This window comes from Allobosea eneae (assembly GCF_042657265.1).
Taxonomy (GTDB): Bacteria; Pseudomonadota; Alphaproteobacteria; order Rhizobiales; family Beijerinckiaceae; genus Allobosea; species Allobosea eneae.
On record NZ_JBHSLW010000056.1, the window covers coordinates 18,421 to 38,350 of the forward strand.

Below are 19,930 nucleotides of genomic sequence, written 5' to 3' on the forward strand. Positions count from 1 at the left end.
CGCCATGGAGCCAGCAGCCAGCATCATCGATCGCCTAGGCGGCGTGACGCGTGTCGCGTCGATCGTCGGCGTGCATCGCACGCGGGTGAGCAACTGGAAGCGGCCTCGCCAAGTCGGCGGCACCAACGGACGCGTGCCCCAGGACTACCACGTCAAGCTCCTCGAACACGCCCGCGAGAACGGCATTCCGCTCTCGGCCGACGACTTCCTGCCTGTCCCGCACTCCTAACCCGACGTCGCCCGCCGGCGCGACGTGTATCGCGCTGCGCCGCACACCAGAGGCCCCGATGCGTAAGTTCGATACGGACTTCTTCAGCCTGAAAGGCGCGACCACCGATCTGATCGCCCGCTGCGGCGGCCAAGCGCGCGCCGGCGAGATCGTCGGCGTGACGCAGCAGCATATGAGCCGCATCGCGACGCGCGACGACGGTTCGATGCTGACGATCATCGGCAAGCTGGCGCTGGAAACCGAATGCGGCGAACCGCTGCTGACCCGGGCCGAAGCGAAGCTGCTCGGCTACCGGCTGGAACGCGCCGGCCCGGCGCCGGTCGACCCCGATACCTGCGCGCTCAGCGCCCATGCCGCGGTGATGCAGGAGGTCGGCGATCTCTGCCGCGCCTTCGCGGAGGCGCAGCGGGACGGGCGCTATTCGCGCACCGACGCCCGCACCGTCGGGCGGGACCTTGCGGATCTGCGCCGCGCGATCGAGCGCTTCGAGCGCGTCAACGCCGCCGTCGAGGCCGGAGGCGGAGCATGACCGCCTGCCCATCCTGCCGCGGCCGCGGCTTCCGTATCATCACGCAGGACGGCACGCGCCCGGCCTGCATCAGCTGCTCCGGCTCCTGCCGGCTTGCGCCCCTTGCCGTCCCCCCTCCGGCTGCCGCGGCGGCGGCCGGACACCTGCCGCCGGCCCGCGCCCCCTCCCTGACGGGCCGGCGGCCTTTCCTTCCCCGCGAAGACGTGGAGTCCCTGCAATGGCTGTGGTGAACGACCCTCGCAAGGGCGACTGGATGCAGACGTTTACCGGGCGCCAGTTCTGGCCGCTCGACCCGCGGCCCGACGAAGTGTTCATCCACGACATCGCCCATGCGCTCGCCAATCAGTGCCGCTATGCCGGCCATTGCAGGCGCTTCTATTCGGTGGCCGAGCACAGCGTGCTGCTGGCGCGGGCGGTGGCGCCGGAGCACCGGCTCTGGGCGCTGCTGCATGATGCCTCCGAGGCCTATCTCGTCGACCTGCCGCGCCCGGTGAAGCGCTATGTGCCCGCCTATGTTGCGGCCGAGCGCGTGGTGATGGATGCAATCTGCCGGCGCTTCGGTCTTGCGCCCGATATTCCCGAGGCGGTCCACGCCGCCGACTACCGTATCCTGCGCGACGAGCTGGAACAGAACATGGCGAGCCCGCCGGCGCCCTGGGGCGTGCAGGACGAGCAGCCGCTCGGCGTGACGCTGCGGTTCTGGACGCCGGACGAGGCGGAGTTCTGGTTCCTGACCGAATTCGATGCGCTGACCGGCGGGCGCTTCGCCTCGCAGATGCCCTTCCACAATCACGGCGCGCAGCTTGGTGGCGCCGCGCGTCGTGCCCAGGCGGAGGCGAAGCGTCATGGCTGAGCTGATCCGCATCGCCCTGATCCGCCGCGACGGCGGCACGCAGCCGCGCGCCGCGCTCGACCCGGCGACGGTCGAAACCTATGCCGAGGCGGCGCGCGAGGGCGTCCGCTTCCCGGCGATCGGCCTCGTCTACGACGGCACCGATTACTGGCTCTGGGACGGCTTCCACCGCACCGCCGGCTTCGAGGCTGCGGGCATCGACGAGATCGAAGCCGAGGTGATCGCCGGGACGCGGCGCGACGCCGTGCTGCTGGCGGCCGGCGCCAACGCCACCCATGGCCTGCGCCGCACGAGCGACGACAAGCGCCGGGCCGTGCTGCTGCTGCTCGGCGACGAGGAATGGGGCAAATGGAGCGACCGCGAGATCGCTGAACGCGCCCGCGTCTCGCATACCTTCGTCGCCAAGCTCCGTGATCTCACTGGCAACGTTGCCAGTGAGCGCCGGTTCACGACCAAGCACGGCACCGTTTCCACCATGGAGACGGCCGCGATGGGCAAGCGCGCCGCCGACGTCGCGACCATCCGCTCGCTGCCGGTGCAGGCCTTCTACGATGTGCTCGCCGATGTGAAGGCGAAGCGGCAGGCCGGCAAGGCCGAGCGCCGCGAGACGCGCGAGCGCGAGCTCGGCGAGAAGATCGCCGCCGCCAATGCCGCGCTGCCGGCGATGGCCGCCGCCGGGCGCATCTTCCCTGTCATCCTCGGCGATCCGGAATGGCGCTTCGAGCCGTGGTCGCGCATCACCGGCATGGATCGCGCGCCGGAGAACCACTATCCGACCAGCGCGACCGACGTGATCGCCTCACGCCCTGTCCACCTGATCGCAGCGCCGGACTGCACGCTGTTCCTCTGGGCGACGGCGCCGATGCTGCGCCAGGCGCTGGAGGTGATGGCGGCCTGGGGATTTGCCTACAAGACGCATTGCATCTGGGCCAAGCGCCGCAAGGGCAGGGCGCGCGGGCCGGGCTACTGGTTCACCGGGGAGCACGAGATCCTGCTGCTCGGCACCAAGGGCAGCCCGCCGGCGCCGGCGCCGGGCGCGCAATTCCCGAGCTTCTTCATCGCCGATGTCGGAGAGCACAGCGAGAAGCCGGCCCGCGCCTATGAGCTGATCGAAGCCTATTTCCCGACGTTGCCGAAAATCGAGCTGAACGCCCGCGCCCCGCGCGAGGGCTGGGAGAGCTGGGGCGCGGAAGCGCCGGAAGGGGCGGTGGCGTGATGAGCCAGCCCGACAATTCAACCCGAACCGAGAGGCCGACCATGGACTTCGTCACTGTCGAGGGCCGCGCCCTCAAATCCGTCATGGCCGCGCTGCTGAGCGCCGCCGATCTGCGTTGCAAGATTCCGGCGCTGGCCTGCGTCAAGCTCTCGCTAAGCGAAGCGGGCCTCACCCTGGAGGCGACCAATCTCGATCTTGCCGTCACTGCACGGCTCGACGTGATCGACGGTTATGGCGAATGGACCATGCTGCTGCCGGTGCACCAGCTCGAAGCCATCGCCCGTGTCGCCGGGCCGATGCCGATGCGGATTGAGCGCGGCGCGCCGGCTTCGATTGTGCTCGGCGACGGCGAGGCGCGCTATACGCTGGAAGCTCTGCCGGCGGCGGACTTTCCGCAGTTTCCCGTCGAGGCCGGCGAGTTGGTCGAGCGCTTCACCAACGGCATGCTGCCGGGCCTGCTCGCCAAGGTCGCGCCCTTCGTCTCCTATGAGGAGACGCGCTACTATCTCAACGGCGTCTACTGGCATCGCGGCGCGCATGGCGCCTGCCTCGTCGCCACGGACGGGCATCGGCTCGGCCGCTGCAATTACACGCGCGAGCCTTGCGCCGATCTCAAGGCCATCATCCCGCGCGACGCAATCAATTTGATTAGTCGGCACCTGCAGCGCTGCGACATCAGCGTCCATGCTTCGAAGAAGCCCGGGCAAGGCCTTGTCTTCGCCAGTGAAGGGCTCACGATCGCGACCAAGCTGATCGATGGCGTCTATCCCGACTATGAGCGCGTGGTGCCGTCGGAAGGTACATTCGTCCTGGCGCTGAAGCGGCCCGACATTCTCGCAGGCGTGGCGAGGATCGCGGCGCTCGGCCGTGAAAAGTTTTGGTCGATCAAGTTCGAAGCGCAGGATGGCCGCTGCGCCATCACCCGCAAGATAGATGCGGGAGCTGTCATCGTCCCTCTTTCGACGGACTGGCCGACGCAGGATGGCAAGGCCATGGCGCCGTTCGGCCTCAATGGCTCCTGCCTCGCCGAGATGGCGCATGATTGCGAAGGCGACATCGCCCTGGGCCTGACCGACCCGAGCGCGCCTATCCTGATCAGGGATCAGGACCCCAGCATGACCCGCGTGCTCATGCCGAGGCGGGTTTGATGCGTGAGCTGATCGTCGATTCCTTCGCCGGCGGCGGCGGCGCGTCCACCGGGATCGAGCTGGCGCTCGGCCGCTCGCCCGACATCGCCATCAACCACGACGCCGAAGCGCTGGCGTTGCACCGGATGAACCATCCGGAGACATGGCACTTGCCGCACAATGTCTGGAAGGTCGACCCCGTGGCGGTGACGCGCGGCCAGCCTGTCGGGCTGCTCTGGGCCTCGCCGGACTGCAAGCACTTCTCGAAGGCGAAGGGCGGCAAGCCGGTCAAGCGCAGCATCCGCGATCTCGCATGGGTGGTGGTGCGCTGGGCGAAGCAGGTCAGGCCGCGCGTGATCATCCTCGAGAATGTCGAGGAGTTCCGCGACTGGGGGCCGATCTCGGCCGAGGGTGTGCCCTGCAAGGAGCGCAAGGGCCAGGAGTTCAAGCGCTGGGAAGGCGAGGTGAAGCGGCTGGGCTACAAGGTCGAGCATCGCGAGCTGCGCGCCTGCGACTATGGCGCGCCGACGATCCGCAAGCGGCTCTTCCTGATCGCCCGGCGCGACGGCGAAAAGATCGTCTGGCCGAAGCCGACGCATGGGCGGGCGGACGATGCCGAGGTGATCGCCGGGCGCAAGCTGCCCTGGCGCACGGCGGCTGACATCATCGACTGGTCGCTACCCTGCCATTCGATCTTCCTGACGCGCGAGGAAGGCCGCGCCGCCGGCGTCAACCGGCCGCTGGCCGAGGCGACGATGGCGCGCATCGCCCGCGGGGTGAAGCGCTATGTGATCGACGCGGCCAAGCCGTTCGTGGTGCGGACGGCGCATGGTGAGACGGGGCCGAACAGCAAGCGCTGGGGCAAGGGTGAGCACGACCTTGCCGAGCCACTGCCGATCGCAACGGCGTCCAATGACTTCGCGCTGGCGACGCCGTTCGTCGCGAAGTTCCGGGCCAACAGCACGGGCTCGGCCCTCGACGAGCCGCTGCACACGGTGACCGCCAATGGCGAGAACCGCGAGCGCCCGGGCGGCTCGGCGCCGCTCGGGCTGATCACGCCTATCCTCGCCGGCTGCGGCGGGCGGGCAGGGCAATCACGCGAGCGCAGTGCCGACGAGCCGACCGCGACCGGCACGGCGAAGGCCGATGTCTGCCTGGTCGCGGCGCATCTGATGACGATGCGCAATGCCGGCAAGCCGTTCAACGGCGCCGACGAGCCGACGCATACCGTGACCGCCGGCGGCGCCGGCCTCTCGCTGGTGGCGGGCACGCTGATCCAAACCGGCTATGGCGAGCGCGAGGGCCAGGAGCCGCGCGCGCTCGATCCGGCCGCACCGCTCGGGACCGTCGTCGCCGGCGGCGTCAAGCATGCCGCGGTCGCCGCCTTCCTGGCGCAGCACAATACCGGTGTCGTCGGGCACTCGCTCGACAAGCCCGTCTCGACGCTGACGGCCGGCGGCGCCTTCGGCATGCCGCAGCAGGCGCTGGTCGCCTCGCATGTGCTCAACATGAAGGGCTCGGAGCGCGCCGCGACCGGGCCGCACGAGCCGATTCCGACGATCTGCGCGGGAACGACGCACGCCGCCGAGGTGCGCGCCTTCCTGACCAAATATTACGGGCCGGCGATCGGCCAGGACGTGCAGGATCCGCTGCACACGGCGACCGTGAAGCCGCGCTTCGGCCTCGTCACGGTCGAGATCGGTGGCGAGCCCTATGTCATCGCCGATATCGGCATGCGCATGCTCAGCCCCCGCGAGCTCTATCGGGCGCAGGGCTTCCCCGACAGCTACATCATCGACCGGGGCCTGCGCGTCGAGCCGCGCGAAGGCTTTGGCGAGGATGACGGGCCGGCCGAGGTGATCCCGATCACCAAGACGGCGCAGGTGCGCATGTGCGGCAACAGCGTCTGCCCGCCGCTGGCCCGCGCCCTCGTCGCCTCGAACTACCAGCCGCGCGAGATCGAACGCCCGGCCGCGCCGGCGGATCTGCCGCTGTTCGCATTGGAGGCGGCGGAGTGAACGCGCACGCCGATCCCTACCGCGCCTTCCTCGAGGCGAAGATCAGGCTGGCGCCGGCCATCGGCTTCGAGGTCGACGACGGCGAGATTCACCCGCTGCTGAAGCCGCACCAGCGCGACATCGTGCGCTGGGCAGTGCGTGGCGGGCGCCGGGCCATCTTCTGCGCCTTCGGCCTCGGCAAGACCTTCATGCAGCTGCAGAGCGTCGCGCTGGTGCTCGCCAAGCTGCTCGCGCTGGAAGGCAAGGCCGGGCGCGGGCTGATCGTGCTGCCGCTCGGCGTGCGCCAGGAGTTCCGACGCGACGCGGCGACGCTCGGCCTGCATGTTCGCTTCATCCGGCGCAGCGACGAGATCGACGGGCCCGGCCTCTACCTGACGAATTACGAGAGCGTGCGCGACGGCAAGCTCGATCCGGCGCTGTTCGATGTCGCCAGCCTCGACGAGGCGAGCGTGCTGCGCAGCTATGGCAGCAAGACCTTCCAGACGTTCCTGGCGCTTTTCGCCGGCGTGCGCTTCCGCTTCGTCGCGACCGCGACGCCTTCGCCGAACCGGACGAAGGAGCTGATCCACTATGCCGGCTTCCTCGGCGTGATGGACACCGGCCAGGCGCTGACCCGCTTCTTCCAGCGCGACAGCGAGAGCGCCGGCAACCTCACCCTCTATCCGCACAAGGAACGCGAGTTCTGGCTCTGGGTGAACAGCTGGGCCTGCTTCGTGCAGCGCCCGTCCGATCTCGGCCACAGCGATGAGGGCTATGCCCTGCCGCCGCTGAAGGTGACCTGGCACGAGGTCGAGACGAACCTCGCCGATGCCGGAGAGGAGCGCGACGGCCAGGGCATCCTGTTCAGGGATGGCGCGCGCGGCCTGATGCAGGAAGCGAAGGAGCGGCGCGACACGCTGCCGGCGCGCATCGCCCGCATGGCGCAGATCGTTGCCGCGGAGCCTGCTGCGCACCGGATTATCTGGCACGACCTCGAGGATGAGCGCCGGGCGATCGAGAAAGCCCTGCCGGGCGTGCGCTCGGTCTACGGCACTCAGGACCTGGACGCACGCGAGCAGACCATCGTCGACTTCTCCGACGGCAAGTTCCGCCTGCTCGCGGCCAAGCCGGTGATCGCCGGCTCGGGCTGCAATTTCCAGCGCCACTGCCACAAGGCCGTGTTCGTCGGCGTCTCGCACAAGTTCAACGACTTCATCCAGGCGATCCACCGCATCGCCCGCTTCCTCCAAGCCCATACCGTCGAGATCGACATCATCCACGCGGAATCCGAACGCGAGGTGGTGCGCGACCTCATGGCGAAATGGGCCGAACACGACAGGCTCGTCGCAACCATGTCCGACATCATCAGGGAATACGGGCTCGACCCGCTCAACTTCACAGCCGAGCTGACCCGCGCCATCGGCGTCGAGCGGATCGAAGCCACCGGCGAGGGCTGGCAGGTCGCCAACAATGACTGCGTGCTGGAAGCGCGCGGCATGGCGGACAACTCGGTCGACCTGATCGTGACCTCGATCCCGTTCAGCAACCACTATGAGTACACGCCGAGCTATAACGACTTCGGCCATACCGACAATGACGGCCACTTCTTCGCGCAGATGGACCATCTGACGCCGGAGCTGATCAGGATCCTGAAGCCCGGCCGGCTCGCCTGCATCCACGTCAAGGACCGGATCCTGTTCGGCAACGTCACCGGGCTCGGCTTCCCGACCGTCAACCCCTTCCACGCCGACTGCATTGCCCATTACCGCCGGCACGGGCTGGCCTATCTCGGGCTGATCTATGTCGACACCGACGTGGTCCGCGAGAACAATCAGACCTATCGCCTCGGCTATACCGAGATGCGCAAGGACGGCACGAAGATGGGCGTCGGCTCGCCCGAATTCGTGCTGCTGTTCCGCAAGGTCCAGAGCGACCGCAGCAAGGGCTATGCCGATGATCCCGTGCAGAAGCGGATCGAGGATTACAGCCTGGCCCGCTGGCAGCTCGACGCGCATGCGCGCTGGCGCTCCTCCGGCAACCGCCTGCTGACGCCGCAGGAGCTGATGGCGATCGACCCCAAGCTGCTGCCCAAGGTGTTCCGCGAGGCCAGCGCCGGCCGCATCTACGATTTCGAGACGCATCTTCGGATCGGCGAGGCGCTGGAGGCCCGGCAGCGCCTGCCCTCGATCTACATGGCGCTGATGCCCGGCACGAACCGCGAAGACGTCTGGTGCGACGTCAACCGGATGCTGACGCTCAACACCGAGCAGGCGGCGAAGGGCCGAGAGCAGCATGTCTGCCCCCTTCAGTTCGATATCGTCGATCGCTGCATTGCCCGCTGGAGTGAGCCGGGCGAGCTCGTCTTCGACCCCTTCGGCGGGCTTTTCACCGTGCCGATGCGCGCGCTGCTCGCCGGCCGGCGCGGGCGCGCGGCCGAGCTCAACCCCGGCTACTTCCTCGACGGCGTCAAGGTGCTGGAGGCGACGCAGCGCAAGATGGCGACGGCGACGCTGTTCGACCTCGGCGAGGCGGAAGGCTGGCTCACGGCCGAGGGAGCGGCGGCGTGATTATCCCGGAACCATCTTCCCTTGAAGCCGGAGTGATGAAGCAGCTCAAGGCCGCCTCCGGCAGCTATCGCTCCAAGCGCGAATTGCGGATGCGCGAGATTGTCGACGCTTGGCTACGCGAGCGGACGATCGGCGCGCGCATCGTGCACGAGCTGGTGATCGGCCGTGGCGAGAGCCGGATCGACATGGCAGCGATCGAGCCGTTCCGGATCGTCGCTGTCGAGATCAAATCGCACTACGATGTGACCGACCGCATGCTCGCGCAAATCAGCTTTGCCACGCTGGCCTGCGGCGAGGCGTGGATCGTCACCGAAGCGGGCGACGATCACCAGAAGCGTGCGGTCGAGCTGCTGCTCTATCTGCTTCCCTCTGTGGGCTGGGCGGAGATTGCTCGCGACGACGGGCTCTCGGTGCGCAACGAGGCGACTGCGCGCGCACCCCATCCTTGGCTTGAATCGGCCCTGTGTTGGGTAGCAGAGCTGACGAGCGCCGCAGTGCGCGCACGGCTCTATCAGCCCGGCAAGAAGCCGCCGACGCATAGCTTCCTGACCTCGCTCTGGCAGCAGCAGGATGCCGGCGAGCGCACGGCGGCCATCTGCGCCCAGCTGCGTGCCCGCGACGCGTTCTGGCGCTCCGATCCGGTGATTCCGCTGGCGGGCGACGCCGCTGCGCCTGTGCAGGTCAAGGCTCCGGAGCCGCTGCTATGAGCTGGCGGCTCTTCTCCACTGCCGCGGACGCCGAGGTGCCGACGCAATCGCACCGGCTGGTGCTGCTGAAGCTCGTCGACTGCTGCGACGATGACGGGCGCAACATCTTCCCGGCCGTTGCCACCGTGGCGCGCTTCGCCAAATGCTCGGTGCGCAACGCGCAGCGCGTGATCGGCGAGTTCTGCCGGATCGGCCTGCTGCGGCGCGTCAAGGATGGTGGCCAGGGCCGCGGCTCGACGGCGCATTACGAGATGGATATCGACATGCTGGCGCGCCTGCGCCGGGCGGAGCTCTATCCAGCTCTGGTCGCGGCGGCGCATGCCGAGCCGCTGACCGATGACGACAGCGAGGACGGCGAAAGCCATGCGCCGCACGCATGGGACGGCGAGCAGCTGCCGAACGATTCCGCGCAGGCTAAGGGTGACACCACGTCACCCTTACCGAACGATAGGGTGACACCAGCGACAGCTAAGGGTGACAAGCTGAGTCACCCAACCCCTTATAGACCCCTTAAACCTGAGAGAGAGAGCGCGGGCGCTGGCGCAGAGGCGCAGGCTGGATCAACCGATGTGCCGGACGCAGGGCATGCAGCGGAAGCGGGTCGGCCGACGCCGACGCTGAGCGAGTTCATCGCCAGCTATCCGCATGCCGCCGCCGATGATCAGATCGCGCTCGCCTCGGCGTGGGAGGCGCTGCCCTTCGGCGAGCGGCGCTCGGCGGTCGACGGCATTCCCGGCTTCGTGGCCGAGCGAAAGGCGGCGGGCTTCACCAGCCGGCTCTCCGCGCCGAAATACCTCTCCGGCCGCAACTGGCAGCATGTGCCGAAGATGGCCACCGATCGGGCGGCGGCGCAGGCGGCGGGCGCTCCGGTGGCGGTGGTCGGCTGGTCGAAAGACTGGTGGCTGCTCTTGCTGGACCGTGTCTTCGCCGGGAAGCCGCCGGGGTTCTGGATGCAGCAGGCCGAGGCGAACCGGCCGCTCTCGGCCTCCGGCGCCGATATCGCCGCGGCGAGCAAGCGTGTCGGCGCGCTGAGCGCCTATCTCTGCACCGGCCCAGAACTGGCCGCCTGGCGGCCCTGGCTCGCCGCACGAGGCGCCCGCATCCCCGACATGCGCGGCGATGCCCGCGTGTTCCTGCCATCACCCATGCCGCCGGGCGGCCGAAGCGAGAAAGGCGATGACGATGTCGCGTTCTGACGAAGCCAAGCGGATCGCGCAGATCGACCGGAAGGAGCGGGCCAAGCGGCGGGAGCGGCAGGAGGCCTTCGCGACCGGGCGCGCCGAAGCCAAGGCGCAGGCGAAGCGAGCCGGCGAGCTGAAGCTGCTCGACGACGTCAAGGCGGCGAAGGCTGCCGGTGCGATGCCTTCGCTGGCGAAGGCGAAGCATCGCTCTGCGGTGAAGGCGGGCAAGGCTCCGGTGCTCGGCACGCGGACGGTCGATGATCCCATGGAAGCCGGATCGAAGCTCAAGGCCACGGTGAACCTGGCCGAGCATCCGCTCGAAATGATGCTGGCGCGCCGGCGGCTGACGCAGGCGCAATACGAGGCCGGCATCCGCTTCCGGGCAATCTACGAACACGCCATGATCGGGCCGGGCCGCGGCATCGACCCCGGCAAGATCAAGGTCGATGGCGGGAAGATGGGCGATCCGCTGTCTGACGCGGTGCTGCATGCGCATTTCGAGTTGAAGCGGCTGGCGAGGGAGCTGGGACAGGTCGGGGAGCGAATCGTCTCTTCGATCTGTGGGCACGGGCTAACCGTGTCAGAGCTGGCGAAGCGTTGGCCATCGCCCGATGCCGAGCGAGCCCGCATGGACTATCTCGCCATCCGTCTGCGCGAAGCTCTGGACCTGCTGGCGGAGGAGGTCTGGGGAGCGAAGGGGCCGGAACACGGCAAGATCAGTGGAACGCGCGCTGAAACCGTCGTCTACGACGAACAGGCGGTCCTGGTGGCGAACCAGACCTATCTGCGGAAGCGTGGGATAAGCTTGTGATATCGCGCCAGCAGATATCAATTGACGCTTGACCACTGCGCAGCTGCGTGGCCCTAAATAGATATCAGCACGAATCGCGCCCGGAGCCGGATACGGCCTCCGGGCGTTGTCGTTAGAGGGGCTCGCCACGAAGCGTATCCGGACCTTCCGCACTGCTCGCCAGGTCGAGCAGGCTGCCAAGGCAGAGCGGGAGTATGATCAGCGCCGGGCTCGCGAGACCGAGACGCGGCGCGAGTACAAGACCGCGCGATGGCAACGGAAGCGTGCGATGCAGTTGCAAGAACAGCCGCTTTGCGAACGCTGCTTGGCCAATGGCCTGATCGTGCCGGCCACTGTAGCGAACCACAAAATCCCGCATCGGGGTGACCTTCGGCTCTTCTGGGAAGGCGAGCTCGAAAGCACCTGCGACCCCTGCCACAACAGCGTCATCCAGGCGGAGGAGCGGGCAGCGTTCCGAGCCGGCCGGGAGGGGGGCGGGTCAAAAGTCTAGGGCCTCAATTCCCTAGACCGGGCGCCTACTGTTGTTCGTGGCGTCGCGAAATTTTTCCGAGATTCTTTTTTTGTAGGAGGGTGAGGCCAGCCTCGCCACGATCGACATGGGCAGGCGCAAGGACGATCCCGCCGTTCAGAAGGCGAAGGGCTTTCCGGGCCGGCGAGAGAAGCAGACCGAGGCCGCGCTGAAGGCGCAGGCCGCCAGCCCGACGGCCGAAGAGCAGCTGCTCGCTAGCATGGACATCGCCGGCCTGCGTCCGCCGGATCGCTTCGCCCGCAAGGAGTTCAAGGAGGAGCGCGACGTCTGGATGGCGATCGCGCCGCGGCTGAAGCAGACCCTTCGTGCCTCCGCCGAATTTCAGGCGCCGCTCGTCGCCTATTGCGATGCCGTCGCGCGTTACAATCGGTCGGTCCTGGCGCTGCGGCGCGAAGGCTACGTGGTCAAGGTGAAGACGGTGTCGGGCGACGAGATGCCCCGAACCAATCCGAACGAGAAGATCCGGGCGCAGGCATTGAACGAGATCCTTGCTCTGTCCGGTCGCTTCGGCTTCACGCCGAGCGACAATTTCGCATTGCTGATCGACCAGCGCCGGGTGCTGGAGCGCGGCGCCGGCGGCGGCCAGGGCGACCTTGGCCTCTACGACCCTCCGGCGCCCGGGGAGACGCCCGCAGGCGCTACCGATCCGGTCGGCGGCATGGACCGCTTCGACTCGCCGCCGCCGGGTTCGCTGCCGAACTGAGCGGCAATGGAAACGAGCGGGGCGGCGGTCGCCGCGGCCGGCGCGCTCTGGCCGCTGCCGGATTGGCTCGCCGAGCACGAAGCCGACCCGGCCTATGGCTGGGCGATCTCGGGATGGAAGCGGGCGGCGGCGCAGAAGGGCGCCTGGTTCGATGCGCGCAAGGCCGAGCAGGTCGTCGCCAACTGGCCGCGATGGTTCAAGCTGACGGCCGATCGCTTCGCCGGCGTGCCGTTCCGGCTGCTGAAGTGGCAGGAGATCGTCGTTCGGCTGCTGGTCGGCTGGAAGCGGCCGGCGGATCACATCGATCCGCTGACCGGCAAGCCGATCGTCTACCATGTCCGCGTCTTCTCGCGGCTGCTGCTCTGGGTGCCGCGCAAGAACGGCAAGAGCGAGTTCCTGGCGGCGCTGTCGCTGCTGTTCTTCGTGCATGAGCGTCTCGTCGGCTCGGAAGGCTACTGCTTCGCCCGCGACGAGGACCAGGCGAAGATCACCTTCGGCCGCATGAAGAGCATGCTGCTGAAGGACCCCGCGCTGACCGGCGGCGCGACGCCGCGGGTGACGATGACGGCGAAGGGCATCTTCGTCGCCGAGACCGCGAGCGGGTTCCACCTGCTCTCCGGCAAGCCGGACGGCAAGCATGGCCGCATGCCGCAGGTCATCACCGGCGACGAAATGCACGAATGGGAGACGCGCGACCTCGAGGACAATCTGCGGCAGGGCACCGGCACGCGGCTGCAGCCGGTCGAGCTCTACGCCTCTACCGCCGGGTTGAAGAGCAAGGTGGTCGGCTTCGGGCTCTGGGAAGAGACCCTCGGCATCCTCGACGGCACCTTCGACGATCCCTCCGCCCTGGCGGTGGTATTCGCGGCGGATCCTGATGACGACTGGCAGGACGAGAAGGTCTGGGCGAAGGCCAATCCGACGCTCGGCCTGACGCCGACGCACGACTACATCCGGAAAGAGGCGGCAAAAGCGAAGGGCAATCCTCGCGCCGAGGCCGCCTTCCGGCGCTACCACCTCAACCAGTGGGTCGAGCAGACCGTCCGCTGGCTCAACCGCGACAAATGGCTGGCCTGCGCGCCGGACCCGAACGCCTGGCGCACGCGGCGCGACGAGCTGAAGGGCCGGCGCTGCTGCTTGGCGATCGACGTCTCGGCGACGCAGGACATCACGGCGAAGGTCCAGATCTTCGAGCCGGAGACGCCCGGCGACGCCTTCCTGCTCCTGCCGCGCTTCTGGATTCCGCGGGGCACGCTCGAAGCGCGCAAGCAGCGCGATCGCGTGACGCCCTGGCAGAAGTGGATCGACGAAGGGGCCCTGCTCACCACGCCGGGCGACGCGGTCGACCAGAACTTCGTAATGAAGGCGGTCAAGGACGACCTCGCCGATTTCGAGGTCGAGGCGATCGGCTTCGATCCCTGGAACGCCGCCAAGCTGATCGGCGACCTGCAGCTCGACGGCGTCGATCCCGAGCTGCTGGTCGAGATGCGGCAGGGCATCCTGACGCTCGGCGAGCCGTCGAAGGAATTCGAGCGCCTGGTGATCACCGGGCTGATGGATCATGGCGGGCACCCGGTGCTCGCCTGGATGGCGGGGCATGTCCAGGTGCGCTTCGACGAGAACATGAACTTCATGCCGGCCCGCAAGCGCTCGGCCGACAAGATCGATGGCATCGTCGCCAGCGTCATGGCGCTCGGCCTGACCATGGCCGGCGAGGAGGCTGACAAGACGCCGGAGATCATCGTCCTATGAGCAAGAAGCGGGCGAAGTCTTCGAAGAAGACGCCGGAGATCGTCAACCAGACGCCCGCGCCGCTGATCGTGCGCGGATCGGAGCTTTGGAACGATCTGACTGGCGCCCTTGCCGGCGGGCTGCCTGTGCCGACCGAGCGCACGGCCCTGCAGATCAGCGCGGTTTATGCCTGCACGGCGCTGATCTCCGGCGCGATCTCGGCGATGCCCGTGCACATCTACAAGCAGGCGGCGACCGGCGAGCGTGACCGTCTGCCGAATGACGATCTCTGGTGGGTCTTGAACGAGCAGTGGGTGCCGCGCTGGTCGGCGGCCCTGGCCTGGGAATACGTCGTCGCCTCCTACCTGCTGCATGGCGACGGCTTCGCGAAGATCATCCGCAACCGTTATGCGGACATCGTCGGTCTGCTGCCGATCCATCCGAACCGCGTCACGGTCGGCGTCACGCCGGATGCGATGCGGCTGGTCTATGCGGTCGAGGCCGATCCGACTGTGCTGGGATTCAAGGCCGAGCGCGAGATCCTCGATCAGGACGACATGCTGCATGTCGCCGGCTTCGGCTTCGACGGCGTGCGCGGCCTGTCGATGCTGCGCAATGGCCTGCGCATGGCCGGCAGCGTCGCGCTGGCGACGCAGGACTACGCCGCCCGCTTCTTCGCCAATTCGGCCCGACCGGACTTCATGCTGACGGCCGACGGAAACGTCAGCCCGGAGGGCGTCGACAGCCTGCGCAAGCAGCTCGACGAGCGGTTCACGGGCTCGCAGAACGCGCACCGGCCGATGATCCTGACCAACGGGCTGAAGCCGACGGTGATCTCGCTGCCGCTCGACGATCTGCAGCTGCTGCAGCTGCGCCAGTTCCAGATCGAGGATATCGCCCGCATCTTCGGCGTGCCGCCCTTCATGATCGGCCATACCGAGAAGACGACGAGCTGGGGCTCCGGCGTCGAGAGCATGGGTGCCGGCTTCGTCAAGTTCACCCTTCGGGCGCACCTGAACAAGTTCGAGAATGAGATCAACCGGAAGTTCTTCCGGACCGCATCGCGCGTTGCCGCCTTCGACACGACCGAGCTGGAGCGCGCCGACACGAAGTCGCTGTTCGAAGCCTTCCGGATCGCGCTCGGCCGTGCCGGCGAACCGGGCTTCATGACCACCGAAGAGGTGCGCGAGCGCCTGAACCTCAAGCGCAAGCCCGATGGCACGCTCAACGCGGGGACGACGAATGAACCGGTTGCTCAACCTGCTGCGCAATAACGCCCGCCGCGGCGAGTTCCGTGCCGAGGGCAACACGCTCTACATCTACGACGTCATCGTCGCCAGCGATGCCGATGCCGAATGGTTCGGTGGCGTCAGCGCCGAGCGGATCGTCAAGGCGATCGCCGGCATGTCCGGCGAGATCGCGCTGCGCCTCAATTCGCCGGGCGGTGATGTCTTTGCTGCCCGGGCCATCATGGCGGCTATGGCCGCTCATGGCGGGCAGATCACCGCCTATGTCGATGGCTATGCCGCCTCGGCCGCCTCGATCATCGCCGCCGCGGCGGGCAAGGTCGTGATGGCCGATGGCAGCTTCCTGATGATCCACAAAGCTTGGACCTTGGCGATCGGCAATGCCGACGACATGCTCGCGACTGCGACGCTGCTGGAGAAGATCGACGGCACCATTGCCGACACTTATGCGGCCCGCGCTGGCGAGAGTCGCGATCACTATGCCGCACTGATGGCGGCGGAGACCTGGTTCACCGCGCAGGAGGCGGTCGACGAAGGTCTCGCCGACGAGATCGCCAGCCAGGCGCCGAAGAGCGCGGCCCGCTGGGATCTCAGCGCCTATCAGTCAGCCCCGGCTCCGGCGCCGGATGAGTCCGACGAGAACGACGACGATGCGCAGCCCGCCACCATGGCGGCTGCGGAGGAATCGGCGCGGCGTCAGCGTGTCCACGCTGTCCGCATGCGCCTGACTGCCTGACCGAGCGCAGCCGCGCGAAGCAGACCACCGCCGCCTCCGGGCGGCTTTTTCATGAGGAGAGAGGCATGAGCATTCAGGCTCTGCGGGAGCAGCGCGCGGCCAAGGCCAGGGCGCTGAACGAGCTGGTCAACAAGGCCGACTGGAATCCGGATGTCGACCAGCCGGTCTATGACCAGGGCATGGCCGAGCTCGACGAGCTCGACGCCAAGATCAAGCGGATTCAGGACGTCAACGCCAAGGTCGCTGACGAGGCGCTCAAGCACAGCGTTATCGACGCGGCGGACCGTGTGGCCAGGAACCAGAAGTCCGACGGCGCACGCATCTATGCCAAGTGGCTGCGGGGCGGCGACAAGGCGCTGACGGCGGAGGACTGGGAGGTGGTGCGCAACACCATGTCCACCACCACCCCGTCCGAGGGCGGCTACACCGTTGCGACCGATGTCGCGACCACCGTGCTCGATGCGCTGAAGGCCTTCGGCGGTATGCGCGGGGTGGCGGGCGTGATCTCTACCTCCTCGGGCAATCCGATGTCGTTCCCGACGTCGGACGGCACCGCGGAAGAGGGCGAAATCGTCCCCGAGAACGCCTCGGCGAGCGACGCTGATGTCAGCTTCGGCACGGCCGGCCTGCCGGTCTACAAGTATTCGTCCAAGGTCGTGCCGGTGCCGTTCGAGCTGCTGCAGGATTCGAGCGTCGACATCGAGGCCTTCGTCCGCGGCCGTATCACCACGCGCCTCGGTCGCATCACCAACAAGCACTTCACCGTCGGCACCGGCACCGGCCAGCCCAATGGCGTGATCACGGCTGCCGGTATCGGCGTGACGGCTGCGAACGGCTCCTCCCAGGTCACTGCGATCACCTATGACAGCCTGGTCGATCTCCAGCATTCGGTCGATCCGGCCTATCGTGAGGGCGGCAACTGCCGCTTCATGATGAACGACTCCTCGGTCAAGGTCGTCCGCAAGATCAAGGACACCAATGGCCGTCCGATCTTCGTTCCGGGCTACGAGGAGACGTCGCCCGGTGGCGCGCCGGATCGCCTTCTCGGCAACCCGATCACGGTCAATCAGAACATGGCGGCGATGGCGGCGAGCGCTCGCTCGATCGCCTTCGGCGACTTCAAGCATTACGCGATCCGCGACGTCATGGCGGTCGAGATGTTCCGCTTCACGGACTCCGCCTACACCAAGAAGGGCCAGGTCGGCTTCCTCGCCTGGATGCGCTCGGGCGGAAATCTGCTCGATGTCGGCGGCGCCGTGAAGGTCTTCATCAACGCCGCCTCCTGAACCGCGTCGACTGAGCAAGGCGGGCAGCTCTCGGGCTGCCCGCTCTCTGAGTCGACGAAGAAGGGAAATGCCATGAAGATCCAGTTGAAGTGCACCTATTCCGGCAACCCGAAGAAGCACGGGGAACCGGGCGACGTGATCGACTTGCCGAAGGATGAAGCCGAGCGCCTGATCGGCCTGGGTGCCGCGATCGCCGCCAAGGAGGCCGAGTCCAAGGTCGATGATTCCGCGGCCAAGGCCGAACAGCGGCTTGCCGCCCTCAAGAAGGCGGCCGAGGCGGGCAATGTCGATATCTCCGCGGCGACGACCGCTGAGGAGATCGAGGCCGCCCTCTCTGCCGCTGGCGTGGCTCTGCCGCAGGCCTGAGCCATGCATTGCCTGCCGCCGGAGCTGGTCACGGCTCCTACCGCCAAGCCGATCTCGCTCGTCGAGGCCAAGGCGCATCTGCGCGTCGACCATGGCCTTGACGACGGGCTGATCGAGCGCGCCATCGACGCGGCCGCCGGCCATCTCGACGGCTATGGCGGCATTCTCGGCCGCGCCCTTATGGCGCAGCGCTGGCGGCAGTTCTTCTCCTTCTGGCCGGCCTCGCGCTGCCTGCCACTGCGGCTGGCGCCTGTCACCGCCATCGTCGAGATCCGCGTGCGCGCCGCCGACGGCAGCGAGAGCGTCGTCGATCCGGCCAACTATCGCCTGCTCGCCGGGGCGTCGCGGCCGGAGGTGCTGATCTCGCTCGCGGCGAGCCTGCCCGCCCTGGAGCACGCGCCCGATGCGGTCGCCGTCACCTATGCCGCCGGCTATGGCGAGACGGCCGAGACCGTGCCGGCCGCGATCCGCCAGGCCATGCTGCTGATGGTCGGCGACATGTACCGCTTTCCCGAAACCGTGGCGCTCGGCGCGTCCGGCGCCGTGCCGATGTCGGCGACGGTCGACCGGCTGCTCGCGCCCTATCGCAGGGTGCAGCTCTGATGCTCTCCGCCGGCCAGCGCAATCACCGCATCCGCTTCGAGCGGCGCGCCGCCGCGGCGGATGACGGCTATGGCAATGTCCGCGAGGCCTATGCCGCGCTGTTCGATTGCTGGGCCGGCTTCCGACCGAAGTTCGGGCGAGAGCAGCTCGCCGCTGGCCGGCTCGAAGCCACCCTGCAGGGTGCGCTCACCGTGCTTGCCTTCGGCGCGACGAAGGGCGTCACCGCGGCGGACAGGGTCGTGTTCCTGACCGGCCCTTATGCCGGCAAGGCCTGCCAGATCCGGTCGATCGTGCCGACGCCCGATGCGCGCGAGATCGAGTTTCTGCTTGAGGAAGGGTCGGCGACATGAGCCAGGATTCCGCGATGCTCGCCCGGGCAGCAGCCGGCCGCCTGGTGAAGCATAGTGTTCCGGCTGCCCTTCTCGGTTCTGAGATCGCCGGGAGCTCTCAGACCATTGATGTGACGTATGCGTTGACCCGCATGGCGATGGTTCTGATCCGTGCCGGCTGGAAGCCGCGCGTTCGCGTAAGAGCCGGTCGTCGCGTCTGGTCGCTCTGATGCCCCGCGTCTCCTTCCTCCTCGACTTCGACTGTCCGTGCAAGCCGGGCGTGTTCGTCGCCTACAAGTCCGGCTTCTCCGGCTTGATCCCGACCGCCCATGTCGCGCTTGCACGCGCTGCTGGAGTTCTCGCCGATGGCCAAGATGTCGCGATTGCAGCGTCGGCTGGACAGGATCCCGATGGAGGTTCGGGCGGCGGCGGCGACCGAGGCGCTGCTCGGCGCGCTCGGCCTGTCCGAGGCGATGAAACAGGTCGTGCCGGTCGATGAGGGCGACGTCAAGGCGTCGATCAGGGTCGAGCGCGGCAAGCGCGGCGACCGCTTCTATGTGAAGGCGGGCGGGCCGAAGACGACCAAGCCGGTGCGCGAGGCCGGCAAGGGCAATGCGCCCAGCTACGACTACGCCAACGCCTCGGAATTCGGCACCAGTCGCCAGCCGGCCCAGCCCTGGTTTTATCCGACCTGGCGGCGGAACAAGAAGCAGATCAAGGCCGGTATCGAGCACGAGATCAGGAAGGCAGTCCGGAAATCCAATGGCTGACCCGTCGCTGGCGCTGCATGGCGCGATCAATGTCAGGCTGCGCGCCGACATCGCGGCCGTCGGCGGGCGCGTGCTCGACCATGTCCCGTCCGACGTGTCGTTCCCCTATATCGAGATCGGCGAGTTCCAGACGCTCGACGATGGCGCGCAGTGCCATGACGGCCAGGAGGTCTTCGTCACGCTGCATGTCTGGTCGCGGCCGGGCGATGACCGGCCCGGCCAGGTCGAAGCCAAGACGATCGCCGGCGCCGTGCGCGGCTCGCTGCACGAAGCGGCGCTCGATCTCGGCGCAGACTGGCAGTTCCTCGAAATCGCGCATCAGGACACGCGATACCTGAAAGACCCGGATGGCCTCACCAGCCATGCCGTCCTGACCTTCCGCGCGCTCACTGCGGCGGTCTGATCACCACACA

At 67.8% G+C, this 19,930-nt stretch carries 21 protein-coding genes; all 21 read left to right on the forward strand.

Annotated elements, in window-relative coordinates:
* Positions 1-4 precede the first annotated feature (4 nt).
* The 21 genes from ACFPOB_RS26070 to ACFPOB_RS26170 all read left to right on the forward strand — a co-directional run bounded on the left by ACFPOB_RS26070 (position 5) and on the right by ACFPOB_RS26170 (position 19,920).
* Complete coding sequence (locus tag ACFPOB_RS26070) at positions 5-229, forward strand: hypothetical protein (RefSeq protein ID WP_377801216.1); 225 nt, start codon at positions 5-7, stop codon at positions 227-229.
* Positions 230-287: 58 nt separating this feature from the next.
* Positions 288-758, forward strand: a complete 471-nt coding sequence (locus ACFPOB_RS26075; RefSeq protein WP_377801217.1) for a hypothetical protein — start codon at positions 288-290, stop codon at positions 756-758.
* A gap of 217 nt (positions 759-975) precedes the next feature.
* Entirely contained in the window at positions 976-1,611 is a 636-nt protein-coding gene (locus ACFPOB_RS26080) for a hypothetical protein (protein ID WP_377801218.1), read from the forward strand.
* Positions 1,604-2,827 (forward strand): MT-A70 family methyltransferase, encoded by a 1,224-nt coding sequence (locus ACFPOB_RS26085; protein ID WP_377801219.1) that lies wholly within the window; start codon positions 1,604-1,606, stop codon positions 2,825-2,827. Before ACFPOB_RS26080 ends, ACFPOB_RS26085 begins: the two co-directional genes overlap by 8 nt.
* A gap of 41 nt (positions 2,828-2,868) precedes the next feature.
* A complete protein-coding gene (locus ACFPOB_RS26090) occupies positions 2,869-3,975 on the forward strand; it encodes a DNA polymerase III subunit beta (protein WP_377801220.1) in 1,107 nt (368 codons plus the stop codon).
* Complete coding sequence (locus ACFPOB_RS26095; RefSeq protein WP_377801221.1) at positions 3,975-5,972, forward strand: DNA cytosine methyltransferase; 1,998 nt, start codon at positions 3,975-3,977, stop codon at positions 5,970-5,972. The genes ACFPOB_RS26090 and ACFPOB_RS26095 overlap by 1 nt, the downstream gene beginning before the upstream one ends.
* A complete protein-coding gene (locus tag ACFPOB_RS26100; protein ID WP_377801222.1) occupies positions 5,969-8,518 on the forward strand; it encodes a DNA methyltransferase in 2,550 nt (849 codons plus the stop codon). The genes ACFPOB_RS26095 and ACFPOB_RS26100 overlap by 4 nt, the downstream gene beginning before the upstream one ends.
* A gap of 35 nt (positions 8,519-8,553) precedes the next feature.
* The gene (locus tag ACFPOB_RS26105; RefSeq protein ID WP_377801223.1) at positions 8,554-9,225 is read left to right on the forward strand and encodes a hypothetical protein; all 672 of its coding nucleotides are present in this window, start codon (positions 8,554-8,556) and stop codon (positions 9,223-9,225) included.
* Positions 9,222-10,421 carry a hypothetical protein gene (locus tag ACFPOB_RS26110; RefSeq protein WP_377801224.1) on the forward strand — a complete coding sequence of 400 codons (1,200 nt, stop codon included), beginning with the start codon at positions 9,222-9,224 and terminating at the stop codon, positions 10,419-10,421. Before ACFPOB_RS26105 ends, ACFPOB_RS26110 begins: the two co-directional genes overlap by 4 nt.
* A complete protein-coding gene (locus tag ACFPOB_RS26115; protein ID WP_377801225.1) occupies positions 10,408-11,217 on the forward strand; it encodes a hypothetical protein in 810 nt (269 codons plus the stop codon). The genes ACFPOB_RS26110 and ACFPOB_RS26115 overlap by 14 nt, the downstream gene beginning before the upstream one ends.
* Positions 11,218-11,813: 596 nt before the next feature.
* Positions 11,814-12,449 (forward strand): P27 family phage terminase small subunit, encoded by a 636-nt coding sequence (locus ACFPOB_RS26120; RefSeq protein WP_377801226.1) that lies wholly within the window; start codon positions 11,814-11,816, stop codon positions 12,447-12,449.
* A gap of 6 nt (positions 12,450-12,455) precedes the next feature.
* Positions 12,456-14,201 carry a terminase large subunit gene (locus ACFPOB_RS26125; protein ID WP_377801227.1) on the forward strand — a complete coding sequence of 582 codons (1,746 nt, stop codon included), beginning with the start codon at positions 12,456-12,458 and terminating at the stop codon, positions 14,199-14,201.
* Positions 14,198-15,454 carry a phage portal protein gene (locus ACFPOB_RS26130; protein WP_377801228.1) on the forward strand — a complete coding sequence of 419 codons (1,257 nt, stop codon included), beginning with the start codon at positions 14,198-14,200 and terminating at the stop codon, positions 15,452-15,454. Before ACFPOB_RS26125 ends, ACFPOB_RS26130 begins: the two co-directional genes overlap by 4 nt.
* Positions 15,423-16,163 carry a head maturation protease, ClpP-related gene (locus tag ACFPOB_RS26135; protein ID WP_377801229.1) on the forward strand — a complete coding sequence of 247 codons (741 nt, stop codon included), beginning with the start codon at positions 15,423-15,425 and terminating at the stop codon, positions 16,161-16,163. The genes ACFPOB_RS26130 and ACFPOB_RS26135 overlap by 32 nt, the downstream gene beginning before the upstream one ends.
* Positions 16,164-16,228: 65 nt before the next feature.
* The gene (locus tag ACFPOB_RS26140; protein ID WP_377801230.1) at positions 16,229-17,449 is read left to right on the forward strand and encodes a phage major capsid protein; all 1,221 of its coding nucleotides are present in this window, start codon (positions 16,229-16,231) and stop codon (positions 17,447-17,449) included.
* A 72-nt stretch (positions 17,450-17,521) separates the two neighbouring features.
* Positions 17,522-17,815: a hypothetical protein gene (locus ACFPOB_RS26145; protein WP_377801231.1), complete on the forward strand. Its 294-nt coding sequence runs from the start codon at positions 17,522-17,524 to the stop codon at positions 17,813-17,815.
* Between the two features lie 3 nt (positions 17,816-17,818).
* On the forward strand, positions 17,819-18,418 hold the full coding sequence (locus tag ACFPOB_RS26150; RefSeq protein ID WP_377801232.1) for a head-tail connector protein: 600 nt from the start codon (positions 17,819-17,821) through the stop codon (positions 18,416-18,418).
* On the forward strand, positions 18,418-18,768 hold the full coding sequence (locus ACFPOB_RS26155; RefSeq protein ID WP_377801233.1) for a head-tail adaptor protein: 351 nt from the start codon (positions 18,418-18,420) through the stop codon (positions 18,766-18,768). The genes ACFPOB_RS26150 and ACFPOB_RS26155 overlap by 1 nt, the downstream gene beginning before the upstream one ends.
* A complete protein-coding gene (locus tag ACFPOB_RS26160) occupies positions 18,765-18,977 on the forward strand; it encodes a hypothetical protein (RefSeq protein ID WP_377801234.1) in 213 nt (70 codons plus the stop codon). The genes ACFPOB_RS26155 and ACFPOB_RS26160 overlap by 4 nt, the downstream gene beginning before the upstream one ends.
* A gap of 99 nt (positions 18,978-19,076) precedes the next feature.
* The gene (locus ACFPOB_RS26165) at positions 19,077-19,517 is read left to right on the forward strand and encodes an HK97-gp10 family putative phage morphogenesis protein (protein ID WP_377801235.1); all 441 of its coding nucleotides are present in this window, start codon (positions 19,077-19,079) and stop codon (positions 19,515-19,517) included.
* Positions 19,510-19,920 (forward strand): DUF3168 domain-containing protein, encoded by a 411-nt coding sequence (locus ACFPOB_RS26170; RefSeq protein WP_377801236.1) that lies wholly within the window; start codon positions 19,510-19,512, stop codon positions 19,918-19,920. The genes ACFPOB_RS26165 and ACFPOB_RS26170 overlap by 8 nt, the downstream gene beginning before the upstream one ends.
* The last annotated feature ends 10 nt before the right edge of the window (positions 19,921-19,930 follow it).

Excerpts from the sequence above, each read along its gene's own strand:
- ACFPOB_RS26135 (WP_377801229.1), top strand. The coding sequence starts at position 15,423 with ATGAACCGGTTGCTCAACCTGCTGCGCAATAACGCCCGCCGCGGCGAG.
- ACFPOB_RS26145 (WP_377801231.1), top strand. The coding sequence starts at position 17,522 with ATGAAGATCCAGTTGAAGTGCACCTATTCCGGCAACCCGAAGAAGCAC.
- ACFPOB_RS26140 (WP_377801230.1), top strand. The coding sequence starts at position 16,229 with ATGAGCATTCAGGCTCTGCGGGAGCAGCGCGCGGCCAAGGCCAGGGCG.
- ACFPOB_RS26120 (WP_377801226.1), top strand. The coding sequence starts at position 11,814 with ATGGGCAGGCGCAAGGACGATCCCGCCGTTCAGAAGGCGAAGGGCTTT.
- ACFPOB_RS26165 (WP_377801235.1), top strand. The coding sequence starts at position 19,077 with ATGTCGCGCTTGCACGCGCTGCTGGAGTTCTCGCCGATGGCCAAGATG.
- ACFPOB_RS26115 (WP_377801225.1), top strand. The coding sequence starts at position 10,408 with ATGTCGCGTTCTGACGAAGCCAAGCGGATCGCGCAGATCGACCGGAAG.
- ACFPOB_RS26110 (WP_377801224.1), top strand. The coding sequence starts at position 9,222 with ATGAGCTGGCGGCTCTTCTCCACTGCCGCGGACGCCGAGGTGCCGACG.
- ACFPOB_RS26160 (WP_377801234.1), top strand. The coding sequence starts at position 18,765 with ATGAGCCAGGATTCCGCGATGCTCGCCCGGGCAGCAGCCGGCCGCCTG.
- ACFPOB_RS26155 (WP_377801233.1), top strand. The coding sequence starts at position 18,418 with ATGCTCTCCGCCGGCCAGCGCAATCACCGCATCCGCTTCGAGCGGCGC.
- ACFPOB_RS26105 (WP_377801223.1), top strand. The coding sequence starts at position 8,554 with ATGAAGCAGCTCAAGGCCGCCTCCGGCAGCTATCGCTCCAAGCGCGAA.
- ACFPOB_RS26125 (WP_377801227.1), top strand. The coding sequence starts at position 12,456 with ATGGAAACGAGCGGGGCGGCGGTCGCCGCGGCCGGCGCGCTCTGGCCG.
- ACFPOB_RS26085 (WP_377801219.1), top strand. The coding sequence starts at position 1,604 with ATGGCTGAGCTGATCCGCATCGCCCTGATCCGCCGCGACGGCGGCACG.
- ACFPOB_RS26130 (WP_377801228.1), top strand. The coding sequence starts at position 14,198 with ATGAGCAAGAAGCGGGCGAAGTCTTCGAAGAAGACGCCGGAGATCGTC.
- ACFPOB_RS26075 (WP_377801217.1), top strand. The coding sequence starts at position 288 with ATGCGTAAGTTCGATACGGACTTCTTCAGCCTGAAAGGCGCGACCACC.
- ACFPOB_RS26095 (WP_377801221.1), top strand. The coding sequence starts at position 3,975 with ATGCGTGAGCTGATCGTCGATTCCTTCGCCGGCGGCGGCGGCGCGTCC.
- ACFPOB_RS26150 (WP_377801232.1), top strand. The coding sequence starts at position 17,819 with ATGCATTGCCTGCCGCCGGAGCTGGTCACGGCTCCTACCGCCAAGCCG.
- ACFPOB_RS26080 (WP_377801218.1), top strand. The coding sequence starts at position 976 with ATGGCTGTGGTGAACGACCCTCGCAAGGGCGACTGGATGCAGACGTTT.
- ACFPOB_RS26070 (WP_377801216.1), top strand. The coding sequence starts at position 5 with ATGGAGCCAGCAGCCAGCATCATCGATCGCCTAGGCGGCGTGACGCGT.
- ACFPOB_RS26090 (WP_377801220.1), top strand. The coding sequence starts at position 2,869 with ATGGACTTCGTCACTGTCGAGGGCCGCGCCCTCAAATCCGTCATGGCC.
- ACFPOB_RS26170 (WP_377801236.1), top strand. The coding sequence starts at position 19,510 with ATGGCTGACCCGTCGCTGGCGCTGCATGGCGCGATCAATGTCAGGCTG.